Raw genomic sequence first — 23,625 nt, forward strand, 5'->3', positions numbered from 1 at the left:
CGGCCCGCAGGCCGTACCGGGCCGTTCCACCGCGACCGGGCAGCCCGGCGGCGCCACCGCGCCCCCCTCCGGTGCGCGGTCGTCCGGCACCGCCCGCCCGGACGGCGCCCCCGGTCGGCCCGACACCGGCAGACCGGACGGACCGCAGGGGCGCCCCGCCGACACACGCCCGGCAGGTCCGGGCGGGTCCGCGCCGGAGGCCCCGCGCGACACCTCGCGTTCCGCTCCTCCTCGGCCACCGCACACCGGTCTCGCCGCCGGTGCCGCGGCAGGCACCGCCGCAGCAGGAACCGCCGCAGCAGGCTCGGCGGCGGGAGGCTCCGCGGCGAAGGCCCGGGGCGGCCGCGGTGAGAGGCGCGACGGGAACAGCACGCTGTCCCCGCCCGCCGGCAGGTCGGCCGCACCCGACCCCGCGCGGCGCACCCTCGCCGCCGCGCTCGGACTCACCGTGGCGTCCACCGTGGTGCCCGGCAGCGGACACCTCGCGCTGCGCCGCCGTCGTACCGGTGGGCTGATCCTCGGCACGGTGGTCGCGATCGTCGTCGGGCTGGCGGCGGTGGTGCTCCTGGCCCGGCGCTCGACGCTGCTCCAGAACCTGCTGTCGACGACCACGCTGACCGTCATCGCGGTGGCGCTGGTGGTCGCCGGGATCGCCTGGATCGCCCAGGTCGCGCGGACCTACGCACTGGCCCGGCCGCGCGGGATGCCGCTCGGCCGGAAGATCCTCGGCACCGGGACCGCGGCCCTGCTGTGCCTCACCGTCGCCGTGCCCTTCGGCTACGGCGTCGAGCTGATGAACTCCCAGCGCGGGCTGCTGAACTCGCTGTTCCAGGGCGGCGGGACCTCGGCGGCCGAGGCGCTGGGCAAGCCCCGGCTGAACGTGCTGCTGCTGGGCAGCGACGCCGGCGACGACCGGACCGGTACCCGTACCGACACCATGATGGTCGCCAGCATCGACACCCGTTCCGGCCGGACGACGCTGTTCAGCCTGCCCCGCAACATCCAGCGGGCCGAGTTCCCGCCGGGCAGCCCGGCCGCGGAGGAGTTCCCGGACGGCTTCCACGACCCGTCGCAGCCGTTGTCGGGCGACTACCTGCTCAACGCCGTCTACGCCTATGCCGAGCAGCACCCGGAGATCGCGCCGTCGGGACCGACGTCGTCGCCGGGCATCAACCTGCTCCAGTCCTCGATCGCGTACATGACCGGCCTGCCGCTGGACTACTACCTCGAGGTCAACATGGCCGGGTTCTCCTCGATGATCGACGCCGTCGGCGGAGTCACCGTGAACGTCGGGCCCGAGCCGATCCCGGTCGGTGGCGTCACCGCGTTCGGCAGGCACGTCACCCCGGACCGCTACATCAGCCCCGGGGTGCAGACCCTGGGCGGCGAGGACGCGCTGTGGTTCGCGCGCTCCCGCCGGGACGGCACCGACTACCAGCGGATGGGCCGCCAGCGCTGCCTGATCCAGGCGGTCATCTCGCAGACGACCGCGACCGAGCTGATCTCCCGGTTCCAGAGCATCGCCGCGGTGACCCGGGACAACGTCGCCACCGACATGCCCCAGCAGGTGCTGCCCGCGCTGGCCGTCCTGGCCGACGAGGGGTTCCGGCTGGAGAGCGTCGCGTTCGACCCGTCGCTGCCGGACCCGAACTCCTCGACGGGCTACTTCGTCACCGCCGACCCCGACGTCTCCTACATGCGCGAGGTCGTCCGCAACGCCATCGCCGACCCGGCCCCGGAGCCGGCGCCCGGGACCGCCCCGGCGCTCGCCGCCCCGACGGCGCAGCCGTCCCCGAGCACGGAGTCGTCGCGGTCGTCCTCGGCGAGCGCGTCGCCGACCCCCGACCCGGCCGCGGCGCTGCCGCAGTCGGTCGAGGAGTCCTGCGCGTCGACGGGCGCGGCCGACGTCCCCGCCGGGGGCGAGCCCGGCACGTCGCAGGACCCGTCCGCGACCGGTTCGAGCGGGGTCTCCGGCTCCGATCAGGTCGACGGCCTCCGTCCCGACCAGAACTAGCCCTCCGCGGCCGAGCCCGCCGCACCGGTCGGGCGACCGGGGCAGAGCGCCGCTCAGGCCGTCGCGAACGCCCCGAGCACGTGGTCCGGCCGGATCCCGTCGAAGTGGGAGCGCCAGATCCCGTGGTAGAGGACCTCCTCCTCGCTGCGCAGCGGCCAGGAGTCGGACGGGTGCTCGGGCACCCCGTCGGTGACCCCGGTGTCGGCCGCGGCGGCGGCCTTGCGGGCGGCCAGCTCGGCGAGCACGGTGCCGGCGCCGGAGCCGTCGCCGAACTGCTCCTTGCCGCGCCACAGCAGGTCCTCGGGCAGCCAGCCCTCGAACGCCTCGCGCAGGATCGCCTTCTCGGGGCGGCCGTCCGGGCACTGCTTCCACTCCGGCGGCAGCGCCAGCGCGGCCCGGACCAGGCCGGAGTCCAGGAACGGCTCGCGGGCCTCCAGGCCGAAGTACATGGTGGTGCGGTCGCAGCGCTGCAGGTTGAGGTGGTGCAGCTGCTCCAGCGAGCGGACCAGCTCGGCCTGCAGGGTGTCCGGGTCGGCGTACTCGGGGCCGTGGATGTAGGAGTAACCGGCGAACAGCTCGTCGGCACCTTCCCCGGTGAGCACGACCTTGACCTTCTTCGCCGCCTCGCGGGCGAGGATCAGGTTGGGCACCGCGCTGCGGACCAGGGCCGGGTCGTAGTGCTCGATGACCTCGACGGCGTGGTCGAGGGCCTCGGCGATGTCCTCGGGGGTCACCAGGATCTCGTGGTGGTCCGACCCGATGTGCGCGGCGACCTTGCGGGCCGCGATCAGGTCACCGGACTCGGCGGTCCCGACGGCGAAGGTGGGCAGCTGCTCGCCTCGGGCCCGGGCCTCCTGCGCGGCGATGGCCGCGACCAGCGCCGAGTCCAGGCCACCGGACAGGAACACGCCGACACCGACGTCGGACATCATCCGGCGACGGACCGCGGACACCACGGCCTCGCGCACCCGGGACAGGTCCGCGTCGTCCCAGCCGGGGCGGATCGCGCGGCGTGCCGGGCGGACCTCGACCGGCACGGCGTCGGCGAACCGCACCAGCCCCGACGACGGGCTCCACAGGCAGCCGGGCGGGAACGAGCGCACGTACGGGCGGTCCTCGGGGTCGAACGCGCGGAGCTCGCTGGCGAACAGCACCGTCTCCGACGGGTCCGGCGCGGTGTACGGGACAGCCCCGGACGCACCGCCGCCGCCGTCACGGAGCTCTGCCGGCGGCACCCAGTACAACGGCTTCACGCCGAACGGATCCCGGGCGACGAGCCCGGCGCCGTCGGTGCGCCCCATGGCGACGGCGAACATGCCGTTCAGCGAGGCGACCGCGGCCTGGCCGTCCCACATCACCGCGTGCAGCGCGGCCTCGGTGTCGGACTTGGTGCGCACCGTGCCGTCCGGGAACGCCTTGGCGATGCGCTCGTGGTTGTAGATCTCGCCGTTGCCGACGATCCACGCGGTGCGGGCGGCGTCGGACATCGGCTGGTGCCCGCCGCTGACGTCCATGATCGACAGGCGTTGGTGCCCGAGCCAGGCGTTCCCCACGACCTGCACGCCGGTGTCGTCGGGGCCGCGGTGCGCCACCCGGGCGAGCATCCGCTCGTACTTCCCGGGGTCGGCGGGCTCACCGCCCGGCCACGCCGTGGGTCCACCGAACGCAGCCACGATCCCACACATGGGCTCCATCGTCGCACGGTCGCGCGAACCCGCATCCCGGCTTCCGCTCCCCCACCGTGTGAGTTCGGACTCTGAAAGGCGTTTCCGGAGCGATCCGAATTGCCCCGGCGGCCGTGGGTTCGTACGGTCGGAGACCGGCCAGGACGGCCGCCGTCCACCGCCGACACCAGGACTCAGGGTCCGGAGGCGGGGACCGACACCGGCCATCGAGCAGGTGCGCGGTGATGCCGCGCCAGGACCGACCGACAAGGGGCGGACTCAGGTGAGCACGGCAGAGCACGACGAGCGGCAGGGCCGGCACAAGGTCGTGATCGTCGGCGGAGGGTTCGGTGGTGTGCAGGCCGCCAAGGCGCTCAAGGGCGCCGATGTCGACGTGACGATCGTCGACCGCACGAACCACCACCTCTTCCAGCCGCTGCTCTACCAGGTCGCGACGGGCATCCTGTCCCCCGGCCTGATCGCCCCGGCCCTGCGCCGGGTGCTGAAGAAGCAGAGCAACGTCCGCACCCTGCTCGCCGAGGTCGGCGACATCGACCTCGAGGCCAAGGTCGTCCACGCGGCCGCGCCGGACGGGCAGCGGATCGTGCTGCCCTACGACACCCTCGTCGTCGCCGCGGGCGCCACGCACGCCTACTTCGGGCACCCGGAGTGGGCCGAGCACGCGCCCGGCATGAAGTCGATCGAGGACGCCCGGCTGCTGCGCTCGCGCATCCTGGGTGCCTACGAGCTCGCCGAGGTCGCGACGACCGAGGAGGAGAAGCAGGCGTGGATGACCTTCGTGGTCGTCGGCGCCGGCCCCACCGGCGTCGAGCTCGCCGGTCAGCTCGCCGAGCTGGCGCAGTACGTGCTGCCGCGTGAGTACCGGTCGATCGACACCCGCTCCGCGCGGATCATCCTGCTCGACGCGGCGCCGGCGGTGCTGCCGCCGTTCGCGAAGAAGCTGCAGAACTACACGCGCAAGACCCTGGAGAAGAAGGGCATCGAGGTCCGCCTGAACACCATGGCGACCGGGATGGACGCCGACTCCATCACGGTGAAGGGCCCGAACGGCGAGGAGCGCATCACCGCCCGCACCAAGGTGTGGGCCGCGGGTGTCCAGGCCTCCCCGCTGGGCGAGCTGCTGGCGAAGGCCTCCGGCGGCGAGGTGGACCGCGCGGGCCGTCTCACCGTGGACCCGGACTGCAGCCTGCCGGACCGCCGCGACGTGTTCGCGATCGGCGACATGGTCTCCACCATCGACCGGCTGCCCGGCGTCGCGCAGGTCGCGATGCAGCAGGGCACCTACGTCGGCAAGCTGATCAAGGCACGGGCGAAGGGCGACGACACCACCCCGGCCCCGTTCAAGTACTTCGACAAGGGCTCGATGGCGACCATCGGCGCCCGCGAGGCCGTCGCCGACGTCCGCGGCATCAAGCTCACCGGCTGGCTCGGGTACTTCATCTGGTGCTACGTGCACGTGATGTTCCTGATCGGCTGGGGCAACCGCTTCGGCACGCTCTACAACTGGCTGCGGTCGCTGCGCTACGCCCGCTTCCGCGGGCACCGGCTGATCAGCGTCACCGCGTCCTACGACAAGGCGGTCGACCCGGAGAAGCCGCTGGGCGAGAAGACCGACGAGCGCGCCGAGCTGGACCCGCGGGTCTCGCCCGGCACGCCGCCCGCGCCCGAGCGCCCGGCCGCCACGGGCTGAGCCGGCCACGCACCACGACCGACGCCCGGGGGCACGTGCCCCCGGGCGTCGTCGCGTGCGCGGGTGGGCCGGGGCGTGGCACCGTGATCGGGTGACCCCGGCGATGCAGGTCCTGATGCGCGACATCGCACGGCTCTGGGACACCGCGGCCGACGCGCTCTACGACGCGGGCGACCCCGGCCCGGCGACGGCCGCGCTGGCCACCGACGTGAGCTGGACCGAACTGCCGACCGGCGCCGGGGGCCACGGCCGGGACGCGGTCGTCGCGCACCTGGCCGCCCTCGCCGCGGCCCGGCCGTCCGGGCTGACCCGGACCCGGGTGTCGCGCACCGTCGACGTCCGCCGGGTGGTCGACGAGGTCCGCGTCGGCTTCACCCACGACCGGGAACTGCCGTGGCTGGTGCCCGGGCTCGCCCCCACCGGACGCGCGGCGGAGGTGCTGGCGGTGCAGCTGGTGCGGGTGCGGCAGGGCCGGATCGACGAGGTCCGCACCCTCTGGGACGTCACGGGACTGCGCTCCGTGCTCGACGGGTGAGCCCATCGTCACCGCTTTCGCGCTTTCATGCCGCTGACCTGCGGCAACAGTCCCGCCCCCGCGCCGTGCGACGGGCGGTCGCCCGGGTGCGGTGAGCAGCGCCACGGACGGCGTCGAACAGGGCCGACACGCCCTGAGGAGGGGGTTCCCGCAGGTCGTGGCGATGTCTCTGCCAGTCTGTACCGCGATCGGAGATGGCAGTCCACCCCGGTGAGCGGGGTGCGTGAACCGAGAGGAGTTGTCAGCGATGGCTCTGCCCACCCTGACCCCGGAGCAGCGCGCCGAGGCGCTCAAGAAGGCGGCTGCGGCCCGTACCGCCCGCAAGGAGCTCCGCGACAAGATCGCCAGCGGCGAGGAGACCATCCCCGCGGTGCTGGGTCGCGCGAAGACCGACCAGATCGTCGGGAAGACCAAGGTCGCGGACCTGCTCAAGAGCGTCCCGGGCTGGGGCCCGGCGAAGGTCTCCAAGGTGATGGAGGAGGCCGGCATCGACGTGTCGCGCCGTGCCGCCGGCCTCGGCGACCGTCAGCGCGCCGCGCTGATCGAGAAGGTCGGCTGACCTTCCCCCAGCTCCTCGCGACGGCCCGGTCCGCACACTGTGCGGACCGGGCCGTCGCGCGTTCCGCGGGTCAGGCCCCGATGAGGCCGTGGCCGGCGAGGAACTGCTGGGCGACCGACGTGGCGCTGCGGCCCTCCAGGTCGACGAGCCCGTTGAGCTCGATCATCACCTCGACGGTGAGCAGCTCGCCCAGCGTCGCGGCCAGGGCCCGCAGCGGCGGGTACCGGTCCACGGTCTCCGCCCGGCAGGTCAGCGCGGCCAGCTGGGTGGTGAAGAAGTCCCGGTCATCGGCCAGCACGACGAGGTCGAGCGAGCGGATCCGCGCGTCGGTGGTGAACACCTCCGCGAGGTCGCACGGGCTGGACCGGGCGACGTTGACGAAGTTCAGCGCGAAGTCGTTCTGGTAGGTCTGCGAGGCCGGGAACGTGATGCCGTAGGCGGCCTGCATGTCGGCGAACTCGCGGTCGAGGAACTCCGCGGCCCCGCAGAACGTCGCCCGCGACTCATCGGCGGCGAAGTAGGGCCCCAGGTCGGACAGCGTCCGGACCTGCGCGAGCGGGCCGTCGGCGTCGCCGCGGCGGGCGACGGCGTACTGGTTGCCGAAGCGGGCGGGCCCGAGCCAGGCGACGTCGTTCCGCTCGAGGTCCTGGGCGGCGACAGCGTCGTAGAGCGCCCGCTCACCGGGGATGGTCGTGTCGTTGCCCAGGAACAACGTCCAGCCGGTGCCGGCGTACTCCCAGTAGACGTCGACGTCGCCCTGCTCCAGGGCCGCACGGACGATCGTGGAGCCGGACAGGCCGGTCCGGTCCACGGTGCGGGCCCCGCAGGCCTGCAGCGCCAGCAGGGTGATCGCGCCGAGCACCCGCTGCTCGGTGAACTCCTTCGAGCCGACGGCCAGCTCGGCGCCGGACAGGTCGACGTCGCGGGCCAGGGACCCGCCGCGCAGCTGCTGCGGCGACGGGCCGGCGACGGCGGCCGCGGCGCCGCAGCCCGAGACGAGTGCCGCGACCCCGGCGAGCAGGCCGGGCAGCGCGCGGCGCGGGAAACGGGTGGTCATCTCAGAGCCCCTTCGGATGCAGGACGTCCTCGGCGAGGCCCGCCAGCCAGTCGATGAGCAGCGCGAGCGCCGCGACCAGCACGCTGCCGGTGACCAGGACGAGGGTGCGGTTGGACGCCAGACCGTTGGAGATGATGTCGCCCAGCCCGCCGGCGCCGATGAACGTCGCGAGCGCGACGGTGCCGGTGGTGATCGTCAGCGTGGTCCGGACGCCGGCCAGGATCACCGGGACCGCGAGCGGCAGCTCGACGGAGAACAGCACACCGCGCCGGGTCATCCCCATCCCGCGGGCCGCCTCGATCACCGAGCGGTCGACCTGCTCCAGCCCGGCGATGGTGTTCCGGACGATCGGCAGGATCCCGTGGAGGACGAAGGCGAGCACCGCGATCACGGTGACCGGCAGGGTCAGGAACGCCACCGCGAACAGCACGATGAGACCGATCGACGGGATCGCCTGGCTGATGTTGGCCACGGTCAGCACCGGCCCGGCGAAGCGGCGGGTGGCCTCGCGGGTCAGCAGCACGCCCAGCGGCACCGCGATCACCAGCACCAGCACGGACACGACGGCGGTCAGCCAGACGTGCTGCCAGGTGCGGCTCGCGATGTAGGCGGCGTCGAGGCTGCGGGCCTCGATCGAGTCGAGCTCGCGGGAGGACACGACCAGGTACAGCGTCGTCAGCGCGACGACGACCACGAGCGGCCGGGCGAGCAGCGCCGCCCACCGCCGGGCCGGGCGGGCGGTCCCGTCCGGCCGCGGCCCGGTCGTCGCGCCCGGGCGGGCGGCGGTGACGGTCATCGGGCGACGCTCGGGGTGTCCTGGCCGGCCGGGGCCGCGCCCGCGGGCCGGTGCACGGTCGCCAGGATCGTGTCGAGGTCGAGCACGCCGCGGTGCACCCCGTCCCGGTCGACGACGGCCACGGCGTTCGCGTTCCCGGCGAGCATCGCGTCGAGCGCGGTGTGCAGGGTGTCCTGCGGCCCGATCCGCGTGACGACGGGCAACCCGTGGTCGAGCACGTCGCCCGCGGCGTCGCGGGGCAGCCAGCCCCGGGGGCGGCGCTCGCCGTCGAGCAGCAGCACGAACTCCCGCTCCCCCGCCCGCAGCGCGGCGACGCGCTCGTCGCGGGTGGCGTCGTGCCCGACCGTCGGCCAGTCGGCGAGGCCGACGTCGGCGACGCGGGTGAGGGTGAGCCGCTTGATCGTGGCCCCGGCCCCGACGAAGTCGGCGACGAAGTCGCTGGCGGGCTCGGTGAGCAGCCGTTCGGGGGTGTCGAACTGCTCCACCCCGGAACCGGCGTTGAACACCGCGATCCGGTCGCCCATCTTGACGGCCTCGTCGATGTCGTGGGTGACGAACACGATCGTCGTGCCGAGCTCGGCCTGGATGCGCAGCAGCTCGTTCTGCAGGGTCTCGCGGGTCAGCGGGTCGATCGCGCCGAACGGCTCGTCCATCAGCATCACCTCGGGGCCCGCGCCGAGCGCGCGGGCCACGCCGACGCGCTGCTGCTGGCCACCGGAGAGTTGCTTGGGGAAGCGGCCGCGGAACTCGCCCGGGTCGAGTCCCACCAGGGTGAGCAGCTCGTCGACGCGCTCGGCGATGCGGCGGCGGTCCCAGCCGAGCATCGTCGGCACGGTCGCGACGTTCTCGGCGACGGTGCGGTGCGGGAACAGTCCGGTCTGCTGGATGGCGTAGCCGATCCGGCGCCGCAGCTGGTCCGGGTCGACGGAGGTGACGTCGTCGCCGTCGAGCAGGATCCGGCCCGAGGTCGGCTCGATCAGCCGGTTGATGAGCTTCATCGTGGTCGTCTTGCCGCAGCCCGACGGGCCGAGGAACACGACGAGCTCGCCGCGCGGCACCTCCAGGTCCAGGCGGTCGACGGCGGGTCGCTCCTGCCCCGGGTAGCGCTTGGTGAGCTGTTCCAGCCGGATCATCGGCTCAGGCACGGATCCCCCTCGAGGTGGTCAGGCGGGTGAGCAGGGCGATCGCGGCGTCGAACAGGACCGCCAGCACGACGATCCCGGCGATGCCCTGCACGGTCAGGTAGATCGCGAACGGGGTGCCCGCGCTGGACAGGCCGGAGAGGATCAGGTTGCCCAGCCCCGGCCCGTTGACGGCCGCGGAGATCGCGGCGATGCCCAGCAGCAGCTGCGCGGCGACCCGGACCCCGGCGAGCACCACCGGCCAGGCCAGCGGCAGCTCGATGCCCAGCAGCAGCCGGGTGCGGTCCATCCCGACGCCGCGAGCGGACTCGGTGACCGCCGGGTCGACCGCGCGGAGCCCGACGATCGCGTTGCGGACCACCGGCAGCAGGCCGTAGAGCATCAGCGCGACGACCGCGGGCCCCCACCCGAGCCCGAGCAGCGGGATCAGCAGCCCGAACAGCGCGTAGGACGGCACCGTCATGATCAGCGACGACCCGTTGACGGCGGCCGCCCGGCCGAGGTCGGTCCGGTAGGTGGCGACGGCGAGCGGCACACCCACCACCACCGCGAGTGCCAGCCCCACCACGACGAGCGCGGCGTGCTCGAGGGTGTGACCGAGCACCTCGCCCCAGTTCGTGGAGAGATACTCCCAGAAACCCATGACCGGCATTCTCTACGCACACCGGACCAATCCCCCACCCGGTCGGCGGAGGCGGGTCGTCACCGGTCTGGCAGCCTGCGCATGTGGAGATCGCCGGCACCGTACGCGAGGTCGAGACCGAGCCGGGCGTGACCCTCTGGGTGCAGGACCTGCCCGCACACCGGCCGACGCCGGCGGCGCCGGTGCTGCTGGTGAACGGGGCGGGCTCGGCCGGGTACGGCTGGCCGGACGCGCTGGTCGAGGGGCTGCGCGAGCGGCACCGGGTGGTCCGCTACGACCATCGCGACACCGGCCGCTCGACCCACGCGTTCGAGGACCGGCCCTACGCCGTCGCCGACCTGGCGACCGACGCACTCGCGGTGCTCGACGGCTGCGGGATCGACCGGGCGCACCTGGTCGGGATGTCGCTGGGCGGGACGCTGGTCCAGCTGCTCGCGCTCGACGCGCCGCACCGCATGGTCAGCGCGACGCTGCTGTGCACCGCGGCGCTCGACACCGGCGACGCCGACCTGCCCGGCCCGACCCGGGACGTGCAGCGGATGTGGCAGGAGCTGGGCGACCCGCGCGACGAGGCCGGCGAGCTGGCCTGGCGGGTCGAGTACTGGCGACGCGTCTCCGGCGGGGTGCTGCCGTTCGACACCGCGGAGTTCGCCGCGCGGGAGCGGCGGATCATGGACCACACCGGGCGGGTCGAGCCGTGCACCGCGCACGCCCAGGCCGATCCCGACGGGCTGGACCGCGGCGCCGAGCTGGGCTCGGTCACGGTGCCGACGCTCGTCGTCGAGGCGCCGGAGGACCCGGTGCACCCGCCGCCGCACGCCGACCACCTGGCGGCGCGGATCGGGGCGGCCGCGCAGCTCGTCACGGTGGATGGGATGGGGCACGCCCTGCCGGACCTGCTGTGCGAGCCGATCGCGGCGGTGCTGCTGGAGCACGCGGCCGAGGCCGAGGAGGCGGAGGCCGGCCCAGTGGCACCGCAGGCGGGGGCCGACCCGGTGGCACCGCAGGCGGAGGCCGAGCCGGTGGCGCCGCGGGCGGAGGGGCTGCGGGAGGCCGGTCAGCCGACCCAGCGGTAGCGGCGCTCCGGGCGGCCGGTGCCGCCGTAGCGCAGCCGTACGGTGACCTGCCCGGTCGACACGAAGTGCTCCAGGTAGCGGCGTGCGCTGACCCGGGACAGCCGGGTGGCCTCGGCGCACTCGGTCGCCGACAGGTCCGCCTCCGCGTCGGTCCCCGAGTGCGCGCGCAGGGTGCCCGCGACGAGCTCCGCGGTCGGGGTGGTCAGCCCCTTCGGCATCCGTTCGGGGCCGCCGGGGGTGCGGGCCGGGGCGGCACCGGTGCCGCCGAAGAGCCGGTCGATGTCGGACTGGTCGCGGACCCGGTCCAGGTCGCGCCGGATCCGCGTCGCGCGGTGCACCTGGGCGGCGAGCGCGGCGGAGTCGAACGGCTTGACGAGATAGTGCAGCGCACCGCCGTGCAGGGCGGCGGCGACCGTGTCGGAGTCGTCGGCGGCGGTCACGACCAGCACGAACGGGTCGTCGGCGGCCCCGGTGCGCAGCCGCGTCAGCACCTCCAGGCCGGACATGTCGGGGAGGTAGACGTCGAGCAGCACCAGCTCCGGACGGAGCCGGGCGGCGGCGTCGAGGGCGTCGGCGCCGTTGTGCGCGACGCCGACCACGGTGCAGCCCTCGATCCGCTCCACGTAGCCGGAGTGGACCTTCGCGACCATGAAGTCGTCGTCGACGACCAGGACCCTCACACCCGCACCCCCGTCGGCGCCACCGGCAGCACCGCCTCGAACACCGCACCGACCCGGCCCGCCGGCGCCGGCCGCACCGCGATGGTGCCACCCCGGCGCAGACACGCCTGCCGGGCCAGGGCCAGGCCGAGCCCGCGGCCGCCGATCTCGGCGGCCTTGGTCGAGTAGCCGGCCCGGAACACCTCCTCGGCCAGCTCGGAGGCGATCCCGGGGCCGGAGTCGCGGACCTCGATCCAGACCTCGTCGCCGTCGGTGTCGCCGCCGCCGGCGAGCCCGATCTCGATCCGGCGCGGGCCGTCCCGCCCGGCGGTCGCGTCGATCGCGTTGTCGATCAGGTTGCCGAGCACGGTCACGAGGTCGGCGGACAGGTCAGGGTCGTGGTCGGGATCGGTCGGGTCGAGCCGGGACTCCGGGTCCAGGGCCAGCTCGACGCCGCGCTCGGCGGCCTGGCTGTTCTTCGCGACGAGCAGGGCGGCCGTCGCCGGGTCTCCGACGCTGGCGGTGACCTCGCGGCGCCATCCCTCCGAGGCGGCGACGATCCCGGCGACGAACCGGCGGACCTCGTCGTGCTCGCCGAGCTCGGTGAGCCCGGCGATGGTGTGCAGCCGGTTGGAGAACTCGTGGGCCTGGGCGCGCAGGGTGTCGGTGACGGTGTGCGAGGCGTCGAGCCGGTGCTGCAGGGTGGTGAGCTCGGTGCGGTCCCGCAGGGTGACCACGGCGCCCACGTCGCGGCCGTCGACGCGGATCGGGCGGCGGTTGAGCACCAGGGCCCGGGTGTCGCGCAGCACGAGCTGGTCCTCGCCGTCGGCGGCACCGGTGAGGACCTCGCGGAGCCGGTCGTCGAGGCCGAGGTCGGCGACGGCGTCGCCCTCGCGGGCGCCGGGCAGCTCCAGGAGCTCGCGGGCGACCGGGTTGAGCAGGGTGATCCGGTCGGCGGTGTCGAGCCCGACCACGCCCTCCTTGATACCGAGCAGCATCGCCTCGCGGCGCTGCACCAGCTCGACGATCTCGTCGGGCTCCAGGCCGAGGGTCTGGCGGCGGACCCGCCGGGCGAGCAGCAGCGACCCGAGGAAGCCGACGACCAGGGCCAGCCCCAGCAGCGCGCCGGTCTCCGCGCGGGCTCCGGCGAGGGACTCCCACAGCGACGGGGCGCGGATCCCGGCCGACACCAGTCCGGCGACGGCGCCGCGGTCGTCGATCACCGGCACCTGGGCGACGACGGTGCGCCCGTCGGGGTTGCCGACCCAGGCCCGGCCCTGCGGCGCGGTGCTGGCGCCGGGGTCGAAGCGCTGCCGGACCCGGGACGGGTCCGGCGAGGTGCGCACGACCAGCCCGGCGTCGACGATCTCGATCTCGTCGGCCCCGGACAGGTTCTCCGCGCTGCGGGCGAACGAGGGCAGCAGGTCGTAGCGGCGGGTCTGCAACGCCTCGCGCACGGTCGGTACGGACGCGACGTCCTCGGCGACCGACAGCATCCGGCGTCCCTGGGTCTCGCGGAACGACTCCGAGGACTGCACGGCAGCCAGCGCCGCGACCGCGCCGAGCAGTACGACCACGACCACCAGCTGCCAGACGAGGAACTGGCGGGCCAGCGGCCCACCCGTCCCCCCGGCGCGCCGTCGCATGCGCCCAGCGTAGGACGTGCGACGACGGCAGCGGCCACGCGAGGCGGTGGGGCCACGACGCGTCGCGCGGCTCACGCTGGGTGGACCGGCCCGGCCGCGGACGCGCAGACTCACCGGCGGCGGCACGGCGGCGGCACGGCGACGGGCGGGTGGACATGGCGGGGACGGCGACGCGGCCCGGCGGGGCACCGATCGCCCGCCGCGCCCGCCGGGGTCCGGTCGTCTCGCTGGTCGTGGTGCTCGTGCTGGCTCTCGCCGCGGTCGTCGTCCCGATCGTGCTGACCGACGGGCCGCGGCCGCTGTCCGACCTGCGCATCCTGGTCCCCAATCCACCCGGCGGGGGCTACGACGTCACCGCCCGCAGCGCGGCCAAGGTGCTGTCCGACACCGGGATCGCCGGCCCGGTCGAGGTGTTCAACCTGTCCGGGGCCGGCGGGATCGCCGGGCTCGGCCGGGTCGAGGGCGAGGCGGGCAACGGCAGGCTCCTGATGAGCATGGGGCTCGGGATCGTCGGGGCGACCGCCTCCCGTGACACCCCGCTCTCGCTCGCCGGCACCACTCCGGTCGCGCGGCTGGTCGAGGAGTCGGAGATCGTCGTCGTGCCCGCGGACTCGCCCTACCGCGACGTCCGCGCGCTGCTCGACGCCTGGCGCGCCGCCCCCGGCGGGCTCACCGCCGGCGGCGGCTCGAGCGTCGGTGGACCGGACCACCTCGCCACGATGCTGCTCGCCGAGGGCACCGGCATCGCGCCCGCCCGGGTCCGCTACGTGTCCTACGAGGGCGGGGGTCCGCTGCTCGCGGCGGTGCTGCGCGGCGAGGTGGGTTTCGCGGTGTCGGGGGTGGGCGAGTTCGCCGACCAGATCGGGTCCGGTGACCTGCGGGTGCTCGCGGTGACCGCGGGCGAGCGGGTGCCCGGCCTCGACGTGCCGACGCTGCGCGAGTCGGGGGTGGACGTCGAGTTCAGCAACTGGCGCGGGCTGGTTGCGCCGCCCGGGCTGCCCGACGCCGACCGCGCCGCGCTGGCCGACGCCGTCTCCGCGATGCGCGACACACCCGAGTGGCGGCAGGTGCTGGCCGCGAACGGGTGGCGCGACGCCTGGCTCCCGGGCGCGGACTTCGCCCGGTTCACCGCCGCCGAGAACGAGCGGGTGGAGCACGTCCTGGGCGAGCTGGGGCTGCGGGCACGCTGACCCGCGCACCCGGTCCGCGGTGACCGCAACGACCACAACGACCGTTGTGGCCGTTACGGAGACATCGGACGGGTGACTCCGCACACTGCAACGCGTTCGCTTCGCAACGGTGAGATCGGACGCAGATGCCTCAGACGGCTCCTCCACGAATGCAGGACCGGCCTCCGCCGGACGCCCCCACGCCGCCCGTGCCGCGGCCCCGGGTCGGACCTCTCCTCGGCACGGTGGTGGCCGTGCTGGCCGCCCTGCTCCTCGTCCCGCCCGCGGTCGGCGCGATCGGGGGCGGCGGCGACGGCACCCAGCTCCGCGGGCTGCGGATGTTGGTCCCGAACGCCCCCGGCGGCGGCTACGACGTCACCGCCCGCAGCGCGGCCAAGGCCATGGAGGACGCCGGGCTGACCGGGTCGGTCGAGGTCTTCAACCTGCCCGGTGCGGGCGGCACGGTCGGGCTCGGCCGAACCGTCAACGAGGCCGGCGACGACCGGCTGGTGATGAGCATGGGCCTGGGCGTGGTCGGGAGCGTGTACTCCAACGACTCGCCGGCCACGCTCGAGCAGACCACACCGATCGCGCGGCTCACCGAGGAGACCGAGATCGTCGTCGTCCCCGGTGACTCGCCCTACCGGGACCTCGGCGACCTGCTGGCCGCCTGGCGGGCGGCCCCCGGGAAGACCCCGGTCGGCGGCGGCTCCTCCCCCGGCGGCCCGGACCATCTGGCCCCGATGCTGATGGCCGAGGGCGCCGGCGTGGACCCGCGCACGGTCAACTACGTCTCCTACGACGGCGGCGGCGAGCTGCTCGCCGCCGTCCTCGGCGGCAAGGTCGCGTTCGGGGTGTCCGGGCTCGGCGAGTTCGCCGACCAGATCGCCTCGGGCGACCTGCGGGTGCTCGCGGTGACCGCGGGCGAGCGGATCCCCGGCCTCGACGCGCCGACGCTGCGCGAGTCCGGCATCGACGTCGAGTTCACCAACTGGCGCGGTGTCGTCGCGCCGCCGGGGCTGGACCCCGAGGGCGTCGCCGAGCTGGAGCGCGCCTACGCCGAGCTGCACACGACGCCGGAGTGGCGCGAGGTGCTGGCACGCAACGGCTGGCAGGACGCGTACCTGCCGGGGCCGGAGTTCGGCCGGTTCCTGGCCGACGAGGACGCCCGCGTCGAGCGGGTACTGACCGGGCTGGGGCTGACGTGACGACCATCGGGGACACCGGGGACACCGGGACCGCTCGCTCCTGGTGGACGGAGCACTCGGAGCTGGGTGTGTCGGTGCTGCTGGCCCTCACCGGCCTGCTGGTGCTCGGCGACACCCTCGCCGAGGGCGGCGGCGGCAGCGCGTCCGACCCGCTCGGACCGCGCACCGTCGCGTTCGTGCTCGGCGCGGCGCTGCTGGTGCTGGCGGCGTTGCTGACCGTCGACGTCCTGCGCGGCGGCCGCGGCGAGGCCGAGGGCGGCGAGGACGTCGACCTCGACACCGCCGTGGACCTGCGCACGGTCGGGATGCTGGCCGGGGTGATCGTCGCGACGGCGGCACTCATCCCGCTCGCCGGCTGGCCGATCGCCGGGACCGTCCTGTTCGCCGGCGCCACCTACGCGCTCGGCTCGCGCGCGGTGCTCCGCGACCTCGGCATCGCCGCCGCGGTCTCGCTGCTGACCTGGGTGCTGTTCGACGCCGTGCTCGGCGTCGACCTGCCGGGCGGCCCGCTGATGGGGGTGTTCGGCTGATGGGCACGTTCGACCTGCTCATGAACGGGTTCGCGCACGCGCTGACCCCGCAGAACCTGCTGTTCGCCGCGTTCGGGGTGCTGCTCGGCACCGCGATCGGTGTGCTGCCGGGCATCGGCCCGGCGATGGCGGTGGCACTGCTGCTGCCGGTGACCTACGCGTTCGACCCGACCGGCGCGTTCATCATGTTCGCCGGCATCTACTTCGGGGCGATGTTCGGCGGGTCGACGACGTCGATCCTGCTGAACACCCCCGGCGAGTCCGCCTCGGTGATGGCGGCCATCGAGGGCAACCCGATGGCGAAGTCCGGGCGCGGCGCCCAGGCGCTCGCCACCGCCGCGATCGGGCACTTCATCGGCGGCATCGTCGGCGTGACCGGGCTGGTCCTGGTCGCCCCGCTGATCGCCTCGGTGGCCGTCGACATCGGCGCCCCGGACTACTTCGCGATCATGGTCCTGGCCTTCGTCGCCGTCAGCGGCGTGCTGGGTGCCTCGCGGGTCCGCGGGTTCGCCGCGCTCGCGCTGGGCCTCACGATCGGCCTGGTCGGGCTCGACCCGATCTCCGGGCAGCCGCGGCTCACCTTCGGGGTGCCGCAGCTGGCCGACGGCATCGACGTCATCATCGTCGCGGTCGGGCTGTTCGCGATCGGCGAGGCGCTGTGGGTGGCCGCCCACCTGCGACGACGCACGCAGGAGGTCATCCCGGTCGGCCGTCCGTGGCTGGGCCGCGAGGACCTCAAGCGGACCTGGAAGCCGTGGCTGCGCGGCCCGTTCATCGGGTTCGGCTTCGGTTCGATCCCGGCCGGCGGCGCCGAGATGTCGACCTTCATGGCGTACGTGACCGAGCGGAAGCTCTCGAAGCACCCGGAGCAGTTCGGGAAGGGCGCCATCGAGGGCGTCGCCGGGCCGGAGTCCGCGGCCAGCGCGTCGTCGGCGGGGACGCTGGCGACGATGCTGACCCTCGGCCTGCCGACGACGGCGATCGCCGCCGTCATGCTCGCCGCGTTCCAGCAGTTCGGCATCCAGCCCGGCCCGCTGCTGTTCCAGAAGGAGCCGGACCTGGTCTGGACGCTCATCGCGAGCCTGTTCATCGGCCTGGTCATGCTGCTGGTGCTGAACCTTCCGCTGGCCCCGGCCTGGGCGAAGCTGCTGCGGATCCCGCGGCCGTACCTCTACGCGGGCATCTTGTTCTTCGCCTGCGTCGGCGCCTACGCGGTGTCCGGCCAGCCGGTCGACCTGCTGGTGCTGCTCGCGATCGGCGGCATCGGGTTCCTGATGCGCCGGTTCGGGCTGCCGGTGCTGCCGGCCATCATCGGCGTCATCCTCGGCCCGGACGCGGAGCTGCAGCTGCGCCGCGCCCTGCAGATCGCCGACGGCGACGTCACCACGCTGGTCTCCACCCCGCTCGCGATCGTCGTGTACTCGCTGATCGCGATCCTGCTGGTCGCCCCGGTCGTGCTCCGCGCGGTCCGCGCCCAGCGGGGCGACCGGGAGTCCGAGACGGTCTGACCCGGTCGGTGCCCCGACACGCCCCGCGGCTGCACCGGCCGCGGGGCGTCGTCGTCCGCGCGGTGATCCGTGCGCCGCGCGCGTCCGGACGCACGCGCGGCACGGATCACCGCGCGCAGCGGATCACGTCACGGCGCGGTGGGGCAGGATCGGGTCATGGGGTTCGACGCCGCCCGCGCGCTCGCCGAGACGCTGCTGGCCCACCAGCGCCCGGAGCTGTGGGAGCGCGCGCAGCGGGCGGCGATCGCGGCCCGCGCCGCCGCCGAGGACGGCGGGCACGACCGGGACCTGCTGATGACGGCCGCGGTGCTGCACCCCATCGGGCACTCGCCGGTCGCCCGCCGGACCGGGGACCCGCAGCGCGACGCCGCCCGGTTCCTCGAGGTCCGCGGCTACGACGCGCGGGTCGTCGAGCTCGTCGCCGGGCACGGCCCGCTCGCCGGTGCGCTGCTCGCCTGCACCGACGCGGCCACCCTCACCCCACCGGATACGGACGATCCGCCCGCACGAGCGGCGCAGACCGTGTCGTAGCGCAATCCTGGGCAGGTGGCGATCACCGAGGCCCCGCGGCGGGTCCGCGACCGGGTGGGCTCCTGGCTCCTGCAGGACGCGCACCGCCCGACCGGCAGGGACCGCACGCCCGGCCCGAACCGGAGCACCCGCGCCACGCCCGGTGCAAGGTCACCGGCGTCGGCGAGGTCGCCCCGATCATCCGGGAGATCCTGCGGGAGGCCGGGCCCGACGTGGCCCGGCGCCCCGTGGTGCACGTCGGCTAGGGCGGCCCGTAGTGGCCGGCGTGGGTCTCGCGGACGACGTTCTTGCGGATCTTCCCGGTCGAGGTGCGCGGCAGCTCGTCGGCGACGATCACCGCCTTCGGGACCTTGTAGGGGTCGAGGTGCCCGCGCAGGGCGGCCAGCAGCGCCTCCGGGTCGACCGTCGCGCCGGGCCGGGGCACGACCACCGCGGTGATCGCCTCGCTCCACCGCTCGTGCGGCAGCCCGACCACGACCGCCTCCGCGACGTCCGGTGCGGCCGCGTAGACGGCCCGCTCGACCTCCAGCGAGGCCACGTTCTCGCCTCCCGTCTTGATCACGTCCTTGACCCGGTCGGCGAACCACAGCACGCCGTCCTCGCCGAGCCGGCCGACGTCGCCGGAGTGGAACCAGCCGTGCCGGAACGCCTCGTCGGTCGCGGCGTCGTCGTCGAGGTAGCCGTTCATGGTGGAGGGGCCGCGGTAGACGATCTCGCCCTCCTCCCCCGGGCCGAGCAGGGTCCCGCCGGAGTCCATGACCGCGACCCGGACCCCGGTGATCGGGGTGCCGACCGCACCGATGTGGGTCAGCTGGTGCTCGGGACGGAACAGGGTGGTGCACGGGCTCATCTCGGTCTGCCCGAACAGCAGCGCGAAGTCGCAGCCGAAGCCGTCCAGGCAGGCCCGGATCAGCGGCTCGGGCATCGGCGCCATCGCGTACACGGCGCGCCGCAGCGACGACAGGTCCCGCCCGGCGAACGACGGGTGCTCCAGCGCCGCCCGGTACATCATCGGCAGTCCGAACACCTGGGTGATCCGCTCGCGCTCGACGGTGTCGAGGAACGCGGCGGGCTCGAACCCCCGGGAGAGGTGGATCGTCGCCCCGACCAGCACCGCCGGGGTGCAGAACGCGTTGAGCTGCGCGGTGTGGAACATCGGCATCATCGCCAGGAAGCGGTCCGCCGCCGACCAGCCCGAGTCCAGCGCCGCGGAGAACGACTCCAGGGTGACCGCCAGGTGCGAGGTGACGACGCCCTTGGGGAACGACGTCGTCCCCGAGGTGTACAGATAGGACAGCGGGTCCCGGTCCTCGACCAGCACCTCGACCGGCCCGGCGCCGTCCCCTCCCCCGGCCTCGACGTCGGCCAGCGGGACCCGGGCGCCGGCCGGCCCGCCGGTTCCGGGCGCGACGAACACCTCGGTCACCGCGGGCACCTGCTCCCAGGCCGGCGCGAGCGCCGCGACCAGCTGCGCCTCGACGACGATCCCGCGGGCCCGGGAGTGGCCCAGGACGTAGGCGACCTCGTCCGGGCGCCAGCCCAGGTTCACCGGCACGCAGACCAGGCCGAGGCGGGCGCAGGCGTAGTAGACGGCGAGGAACTCGGCGCTGTTGCCCGAGGCCAGCGCGAGCGCGTCGCCGCGGGTCCAGCCGCGCGCGGCGAGCCCGCGGGCCAGCCGGTCCACCCAGGCGTCCAGCTCGGCGTAGGTCCAGGACCGCTCCCCGTCGACGACGGCGGTCCGCCCCGGCCGGGCAGCGGCGCTGCGGCCGAGCGCGTCGGCGACGTTGACCCGCCCGATCAGGTTCCGGTCGAGCTCGCCGGCACCCATCAGTACGACCTCGGCAGCCCGAGCCCGTGCTGGGCGACGTGGTTGAGGATCATCTCGCGGTTCACCGGCGCGACCTGCATGAGCCGGGCCATCCCCCAGTACGGGATCAGCCCGTACTCGCCGGCCAGACCGTTGCCGCCGTGGGTCTGCATGGCCGCCTCGACGGCGTGCGTCGCCGCCTCGGCCGCCGCGTACTTGGCCATGTTGGACTCCTCGCCCGCGGGCATCCCGCGGTCGTGCAGCCACGCGGCCTTGCGGGTCATCAGCGCCGCGAGCTCGGTCTCGATCCGGGCCCGCGCCAGCGGGTGCGAGACGCCCTGGTGGGCACCGATCGGGGTGTCCCAGACCTGCCGGGTGCGGGCGTAGTCGGCCGCCTTGGCCAGCGCGAACCGGGCGATGCCGACGCCGAGCGCGGCGCCGGTGATCCGCTCGGGGTTGAGGCCGCGGAAGACCTGGCGGAACCCGTCGCCCTCGGCGCCGACCAGGTTGCCCGCCGGGACGCGGACGTCGTCGAAGTGCAGGACGTGCTGCTTGTCCGGGGCGATGAGGTCCACCGGCAGCGGGGTGCGGGTCAGCCCGGGCGAGTCGACCGGCACGACGAACAGGCTCAGGCGCGCCTTCCCGTCCGGCGCCCTCCCGGTCCGCGCGACGACCAGCACGGCCTCGGCGTCGTCGGTGCCGGAGATGTAGTGCTTGGTGCCGGTGAGCACCCAGTCGTCGCCGTCGCGGTCGGCGCGGGTCGCCATCCGGTGGGTGTTGGACCCCGCCTCCGGCTCGGTGATCGCGAAGACCACCTTGGTGGAGCCGTCGGCGAGCCCGGGCAGCCAGCGACGGCGCAGCTCCTCGGAGCCGAACTCCCCGATCACCTCGGCCGAGATCGCCGCGGATACCAGCACCAGCAGCAGCGGGGCGCCCTGCGCCGCGGCCTCCTCGCAGACGATGGACAGCTCCACGAGCCCGCCGCCACCGCCCCCGTGCTCCTCGGCGACGTTGACGCCCAGGAACCCCGCCTGCCCCATCGCCTTCCACAGCTCGTGGGTGTGCCTGCCCTCCCGGGCGCACCGCAGGTAGTACTCGCTGCCGTAGGAGGCCGCGATGGCGGCGACGGCCGCCCGCAGGTCGCGTTCCTCGTCGGTCTCGGTGAAGTCCACGCCGACTCCCTAGTGATCCGTTGTTCACTTGTGGCGGACCGTACCGCGCGGATGCGATGCTGGAAAGATGCCGACGCGAACCAGCTCCGGAACCGCGGGACCCCCGCGGCGGCGCGACCCGGAACGCGGGGAGCGGATCCTCGAGGCGGCGGCCCGGCTCGCGGCCGGTCGCGGCTTCCACGCCGTCGGGATGGCCGAGATCGGCGCCGAGGCCGGCATCGTCGGGTCCGGGATCTACCGGCACTTCGCCTCCAAGGAGGCGGTCCTGCTCGCCCTGCTCGACCGCGGCATGGCCCGGCTGGAGGCCTCCGCGGCGGCGGCGCTGGCCGCGGGCACCCCCGAGCGCGAGACGCTGACCGTGCTGGTGGCCGACCACATCCGGCTGGTGACCGAGAACCGCACCGAGTTCGCCGTCTACTACGGCGAGGTCCACACCCTGCCCGCCGAGGCCCGCCGCGACCTGCGGCGCCGTCAGCGCCACCACGTCGAGGACTGGGTGCACGTGCTCACCCCGCTGCGTCCGGACCTGTCCGACGGCGAGCTGCGCGTGCTGGTGCACGCCTGCGTCGGCGCGATCCAGTCGACGCTGTTCTTCCGCAGCGGCCTGGACCAGCACCGGCTGGTGGGATTGCTCGGCGGGCTGGCGCACGGTCTGCTCGGCGTCGACCCGGTCCACCGGTGAGGACCCGTGGTGATCTCCCCTGCATACGGTTGACAACCACGGGCTCCGCGGGTTCGGTGGGAACGTGACCGGCTTCCTGCTGACCCGACGCCGTCACGTCGACAACCTCGTCGTCGTGAGCCAGGCCTGTCGCTGATCGCGTCACCGCAGGTCCGTTTCCTTCCTCTTCCGTCTCTTTCCGGCGCCGTCGTGTGCCCGTCTGCCGTGCCCGGCACACCCCCGAGGAGTCTCCCGTGTCCGATGCTCTCGCCACCACGCCCAACACCCGGATCCAGGAGCCGCTGAAGTTCGCGTACTGGGTCCCGAACGTCTCCGGCGGGCTGGTCACCAGCACCATCGAACAGCGCACCGACTGGGGCTTCGAGTACAACAAGAAGCTGGCGCAGACCGCCGAGAACAACGGCTTCGAGTACGCGCTGTCCCAGATCCGCTACATGGCCAGCTACGGCGCCGACCACCAGCACGAGGCCACCGCGTTCTCCCTCGCGCTGGGCCTGGCCACCGAGCGGCTCAAGGTGATCGCCGCCGTCCACCCCGGCCTGTGGGAGCCCTCGGTGCTGGCCAAGTGGGTCGCCACCGCCGACCACCTGACGAACGGCCGGATCGCGGTCAACATCGTCTCCGGCTGGCTGAAGGCCGAGTTCACCGCGATGGGCCAGCCGTGGCTCGAGCACGACGAGCGCTACCGCCGCAGCAACGAGTTCATCCGGGTGCTGCGCGAGATCTGGACCTCCGACGGCGGCGCCGAGTTCGCCGGCGACTTCTACCGGATCCGCGATTTCGACCTCAAGCCCCGCCCGGTCGACGTCCCCGGCCGTCCGCACCCCGAGATCTTCCAGGGCGGCAACTCCACCGCGGCCCGCTACAACGGCGGCGCCGTGTCGGACTGGTACTTCTCCAACGGCAAGGACTACGACGGCTTCTCCGAGCAGGTCGAGGAGGTCCTCGGCCACGCGAAGACCGCCGAGCGGCTGCAGCCCGTCCGGTTCGGCCTCAACGGCTTCATGATCGCCCGGGACGGCGAGAAGGAGGCCCGGGACACCCTGCGCGAGATCATCGAGAAGGCCAACCGGCCCGCCGTCGAGGGCTTCCGCGACGCCGTCCAGCAGGCCGGCAACTCCACCGGCGACAAGCGCGGGATGTGGGCGGACTCCTCGTTCGAGGACCTCGTCCAGTACAACGACGGCTTCAAGACCCAGCTGATCGGCACCCCGGAGCAGATCGCCGACCGCGCCATCGAGTACAAGCGGCGCGGCGCGAACCTGCTGCTGCTCGGTTTCCTGCACTTCCAGGAGGAGGTCGAGTACTTCGGCGCGAAGGTGCTGCCGATCATCCGGGAGAAGGAGGCCGAGCTGGCCGCCCGCGAGCCGCAGCTCACCACCGTCTGAGCGACACCGTCCGCACGGGCCCGGCGACCGTCGTCGCCGGGCCCGTCCGCGTTCCCGGGGCCCGTCCTGACCGGACATCCCGCGCCGCGTCCCATTCCCGGGAACGTCTCGTTGACTTCCACCGTGAT

The 23,625-nt window shown here is 74.2% G+C and carries 21 protein-coding genes; 12 read left to right on the forward strand and 9 right to left on the reverse strand.

The window, feature by feature from the left end; translation table 11 throughout:
• Positions 1 to 448: 448 nt before the first annotated feature.
• The gene (locus DMP15_RS23775; protein WP_157818490.1) at positions 449 to 2,014 is read left to right on the forward strand and encodes an LCP family protein; all 1,566 of its coding nucleotides are present in this window, start codon (positions 449 to 451) and stop codon (positions 2,012 to 2,014) included.
• Between the two features lie 53 nt (positions 2,015 to 2,067).
• Here the strand turns inward: DMP15_RS23775 and DMP15_RS23780 are convergent, their stop codons facing one another.
• Positions 2,068 to 3,708, reverse strand: coding sequence for an asparagine synthase-related protein (locus tag DMP15_RS23780; protein ID WP_308292881.1), 1,641 nt, complete (start codon positions 3,706 to 3,708; stop codon positions 2,068 to 2,070).
• A gap of 253 nt (positions 3,709 to 3,961) precedes the next feature.
• Here DMP15_RS23780 and DMP15_RS23785 point away from each other — a divergent pair, with 253 nt between their 5' ends.
• From DMP15_RS23785 to mihF, 3 genes are all read left to right on the forward strand, one after another.
• Positions 3,962 to 5,389, forward strand: a complete 1,428-nt coding sequence (locus tag DMP15_RS23785; protein ID WP_100879877.1) for an NAD(P)/FAD-dependent oxidoreductase — start codon at positions 3,962 to 3,964, stop codon at positions 5,387 to 5,389.
• 91 nt (positions 5,390 to 5,480) lie between these two features.
• Positions 5,481 to 5,924, forward strand: a complete 444-nt coding sequence (locus tag DMP15_RS23790) for a nuclear transport factor 2 family protein (protein ID WP_073575472.1) — start codon at positions 5,481 to 5,483, stop codon at positions 5,922 to 5,924.
• Positions 5,925 to 6,171: 247 nt separating this feature from the next.
• A complete protein-coding gene (mihF, locus tag DMP15_RS23795; protein WP_020621796.1) occupies positions 6,172 to 6,483 on the forward strand; it encodes an integration host factor, actinobacterial type in 312 nt (103 codons plus the stop codon).
• Positions 6,484 to 6,553: 70 nt separating this feature from the next.
• Here mihF and DMP15_RS23800 read toward each other — a convergent pair whose 3' ends face one another.
• From DMP15_RS23800 to DMP15_RS23815, 4 genes are read right to left on the reverse strand one after another with little or no spacing between them, the layout of a single operon-like run.
• Positions 6,554 to 7,540 (reverse strand): glycine betaine ABC transporter substrate-binding protein, encoded by a 987-nt coding sequence (locus DMP15_RS23800; protein ID WP_073575473.1) that lies wholly within the window; start codon positions 7,538 to 7,540, stop codon positions 6,554 to 6,556.
• 1 nt (position 7,541) lies between these two features.
• Positions 7,542 to 8,336, reverse strand: coding sequence for an ABC transporter permease (locus DMP15_RS23805; RefSeq protein ID WP_073575474.1), 795 nt, complete (start codon positions 8,334 to 8,336; stop codon positions 7,542 to 7,544).
• On the reverse strand, positions 8,333 to 9,469 hold the full coding sequence (locus DMP15_RS23810; RefSeq protein ID WP_100879875.1) for an ABC transporter ATP-binding protein: 1,137 nt from the start codon (positions 9,467 to 9,469) through the stop codon (positions 8,333 to 8,335). The genes DMP15_RS23805 and DMP15_RS23810 overlap by 4 nt, the downstream gene beginning before the upstream one ends.
• Before the next feature lie 4 nt (positions 9,470 to 9,473).
• Positions 9,474 to 10,121 carry an ABC transporter permease gene (locus tag DMP15_RS23815; RefSeq protein WP_100880874.1) on the reverse strand — a complete coding sequence of 216 codons (648 nt, stop codon included), beginning with the start codon at positions 10,119 to 10,121 and terminating at the stop codon, positions 9,474 to 9,476.
• 83 nt (positions 10,122 to 10,204) lie between these two features.
• Between DMP15_RS23815 and DMP15_RS23820 the strand changes: the two genes are divergently transcribed.
• On the forward strand, positions 10,205 to 11,197 hold the full coding sequence (locus DMP15_RS23820; RefSeq protein WP_301549135.1) for an alpha/beta fold hydrolase: 993 nt from the start codon (positions 10,205 to 10,207) through the stop codon (positions 11,195 to 11,197).
• Here the strand turns inward: DMP15_RS23820 and DMP15_RS23825 are convergent.
• Entirely contained in the window at positions 11,179 to 11,877 is a 699-nt protein-coding gene (locus DMP15_RS23825; protein WP_073575477.1) for a response regulator, read from the reverse strand. The two genes, DMP15_RS23820 and DMP15_RS23825, sit on opposite strands and share 19 nt — an antisense overlap.
• Positions 11,874 to 13,502: a sensor histidine kinase gene (locus tag DMP15_RS23830; RefSeq protein WP_073575478.1), complete on the reverse strand. Its 1,629-nt coding sequence runs from the start codon at positions 13,500 to 13,502 to the stop codon at positions 11,874 to 11,876. The genes DMP15_RS23825 and DMP15_RS23830 overlap by 4 nt, the downstream gene beginning before the upstream one ends.
• A 155-nt stretch (positions 13,503 to 13,657) precedes the next feature.
• On the opposite strand from DMP15_RS23830, the gene DMP15_RS23835 reads away from it, so the two are divergent.
• The 5 genes from DMP15_RS23835 to DMP15_RS23855 all read left to right on the forward strand — a co-directional run bounded on the left by DMP15_RS23835 (position 13,658) and on the right by DMP15_RS23855 (position 18,448).
• A complete protein-coding gene (locus DMP15_RS23835; RefSeq protein WP_083658596.1) occupies positions 13,658 to 14,692 on the forward strand; it encodes a Bug family tripartite tricarboxylate transporter substrate binding protein in 1,035 nt (344 codons plus the stop codon).
• Positions 14,693 to 14,925: 233 nt separating this feature from the next.
• Positions 14,926 to 15,879 carry a Bug family tripartite tricarboxylate transporter substrate binding protein gene (locus DMP15_RS23840; protein ID WP_443217672.1) on the forward strand — a complete coding sequence of 318 codons (954 nt, stop codon included), beginning with the start codon at positions 14,926 to 14,928 and terminating at the stop codon, positions 15,877 to 15,879.
• Positions 15,876 to 16,409: a tripartite tricarboxylate transporter TctB family protein gene (locus DMP15_RS23845; RefSeq protein ID WP_073575480.1), complete on the forward strand. Its 534-nt coding sequence runs from the start codon at positions 15,876 to 15,878 to the stop codon at positions 16,407 to 16,409. Before DMP15_RS23840 ends, DMP15_RS23845 begins: the two co-directional genes overlap by 4 nt.
• Entirely contained in the window at positions 16,409 to 17,917 is a 1,509-nt protein-coding gene (locus DMP15_RS23850; RefSeq protein WP_100879871.1) for a tripartite tricarboxylate transporter permease, read from the forward strand. Before DMP15_RS23845 ends, DMP15_RS23850 begins: the two co-directional genes overlap by 1 nt.
• A 156-nt stretch (positions 17,918 to 18,073) precedes the next feature.
• Entirely contained in the window at positions 18,074 to 18,448 is a 375-nt protein-coding gene (locus tag DMP15_RS23855) for an HD domain-containing protein (RefSeq protein WP_337826464.1), read from the forward strand.
• Positions 18,449 to 18,689: 241 nt separating this feature from the next.
• Here the strand turns inward: DMP15_RS23855 and DMP15_RS23860 are convergent, their stop codons facing one another.
• Together DMP15_RS23860 and DMP15_RS23865 are read right to left on the reverse strand one after the other, a co-directional pair.
• On the reverse strand, positions 18,690 to 20,276 hold the full coding sequence (locus tag DMP15_RS23860; protein ID WP_337826465.1) for an AMP-binding protein: 1,587 nt from the start codon (positions 20,274 to 20,276) through the stop codon (positions 18,690 to 18,692).
• Positions 20,276 to 21,427 carry an acyl-CoA dehydrogenase family protein gene (locus DMP15_RS23865; protein WP_100879867.1) on the reverse strand — a complete coding sequence of 384 codons (1,152 nt, stop codon included), beginning with the start codon at positions 21,425 to 21,427 and terminating at the stop codon, positions 20,276 to 20,278. Before DMP15_RS23865 ends, DMP15_RS23860 begins: the two co-directional genes overlap by 1 nt.
• A 67-nt stretch (positions 21,428 to 21,494) precedes the next feature.
• Here DMP15_RS23865 and DMP15_RS23870 point away from each other — a divergent pair, with 67 nt between their 5' ends.
• A complete protein-coding gene (locus tag DMP15_RS23870) occupies positions 21,495 to 22,109 on the forward strand; it encodes a TetR/AcrR family transcriptional regulator (RefSeq protein ID WP_073575485.1) in 615 nt (204 codons plus the stop codon).
• A gap of 269 nt (positions 22,110 to 22,378) precedes the next feature.
• Complete coding sequence (gene sfnG / locus DMP15_RS23875) at positions 22,379 to 23,497, forward strand: dimethylsulfone monooxygenase SfnG (RefSeq protein ID WP_217266893.1); 1,119 nt, start codon at positions 22,379 to 22,381, stop codon at positions 23,495 to 23,497.
• Positions 23,498 to 23,625: the final 128 nt, after the last annotated feature.

The organism is Pseudonocardia sp. UM4_GMWB1, from assembly GCF_017312155.1.
GTDB lineage: Bacteria > Actinomycetota > Actinomycetes > Mycobacteriales > Pseudonocardiaceae > Pseudonocardia > Pseudonocardia alni.

Coding starts and splice junctions, on each gene's coding strand:
- DMP15_RS23815 (WP_100880874.1), bottom strand. CDS start 10,121: ATGGGTTTCTGGGAGTATCTCTCCACGAACTGGGGCGAGGTGCTCGGT.
- mihF (WP_020621796.1), top strand. CDS start 6,172: ATGGCTCTGCCCACCCTGACCCCGGAGCAGCGCGCCGAGGCGCTCAAG.
- DMP15_RS23855 (WP_337826464.1), top strand. CDS start 18,074: ATGGGGTTCGACGCCGCCCGCGCGCTCGCCGAGACGCTGCTGGCCCAC.
- DMP15_RS23800 (WP_073575473.1), bottom strand. CDS start 7,540: ATGACCACCCGTTTCCCGCGCCGCGCGCTGCCCGGCCTGCTCGCCGGG.
- DMP15_RS23810 (WP_100879875.1), bottom strand. CDS start 9,469: ATGATCCGGCTGGAACAGCTCACCAAGCGCTACCCGGGGCAGGAGCGA.
- DMP15_RS23870 (WP_073575485.1), top strand. CDS start 21,495: ATGCCGACGCGAACCAGCTCCGGAACCGCGGGACCCCCGCGGCGGCGC.
- DMP15_RS23850 (WP_100879871.1), top strand. CDS start 16,409: ATGGGCACGTTCGACCTGCTCATGAACGGGTTCGCGCACGCGCTGACC.
- DMP15_RS23830 (WP_073575478.1), bottom strand. CDS start 13,502: ATGCGACGGCGCGCCGGGGGGACGGGTGGGCCGCTGGCCCGCCAGTTC.
- DMP15_RS23780 (WP_308292881.1), bottom strand. CDS start 3,708: ATGGAGCCCATGTGTGGGATCGTGGCTGCGTTCGGTGGACCCACGGCG.
- DMP15_RS23860 (WP_337826465.1), bottom strand. CDS start 20,276: ATGGGTGCCGGCGAGCTCGACCGGAACCTGATCGGGCGGGTCAACGTC.
- DMP15_RS23805 (WP_073575474.1), bottom strand. CDS start 8,336: ATGACCGTCACCGCCGCCCGCCCGGGCGCGACGACCGGGCCGCGGCCG.
- DMP15_RS23835 (WP_083658596.1), top strand. CDS start 13,658: ATGGCGGGGACGGCGACGCGGCCCGGCGGGGCACCGATCGCCCGCCGC.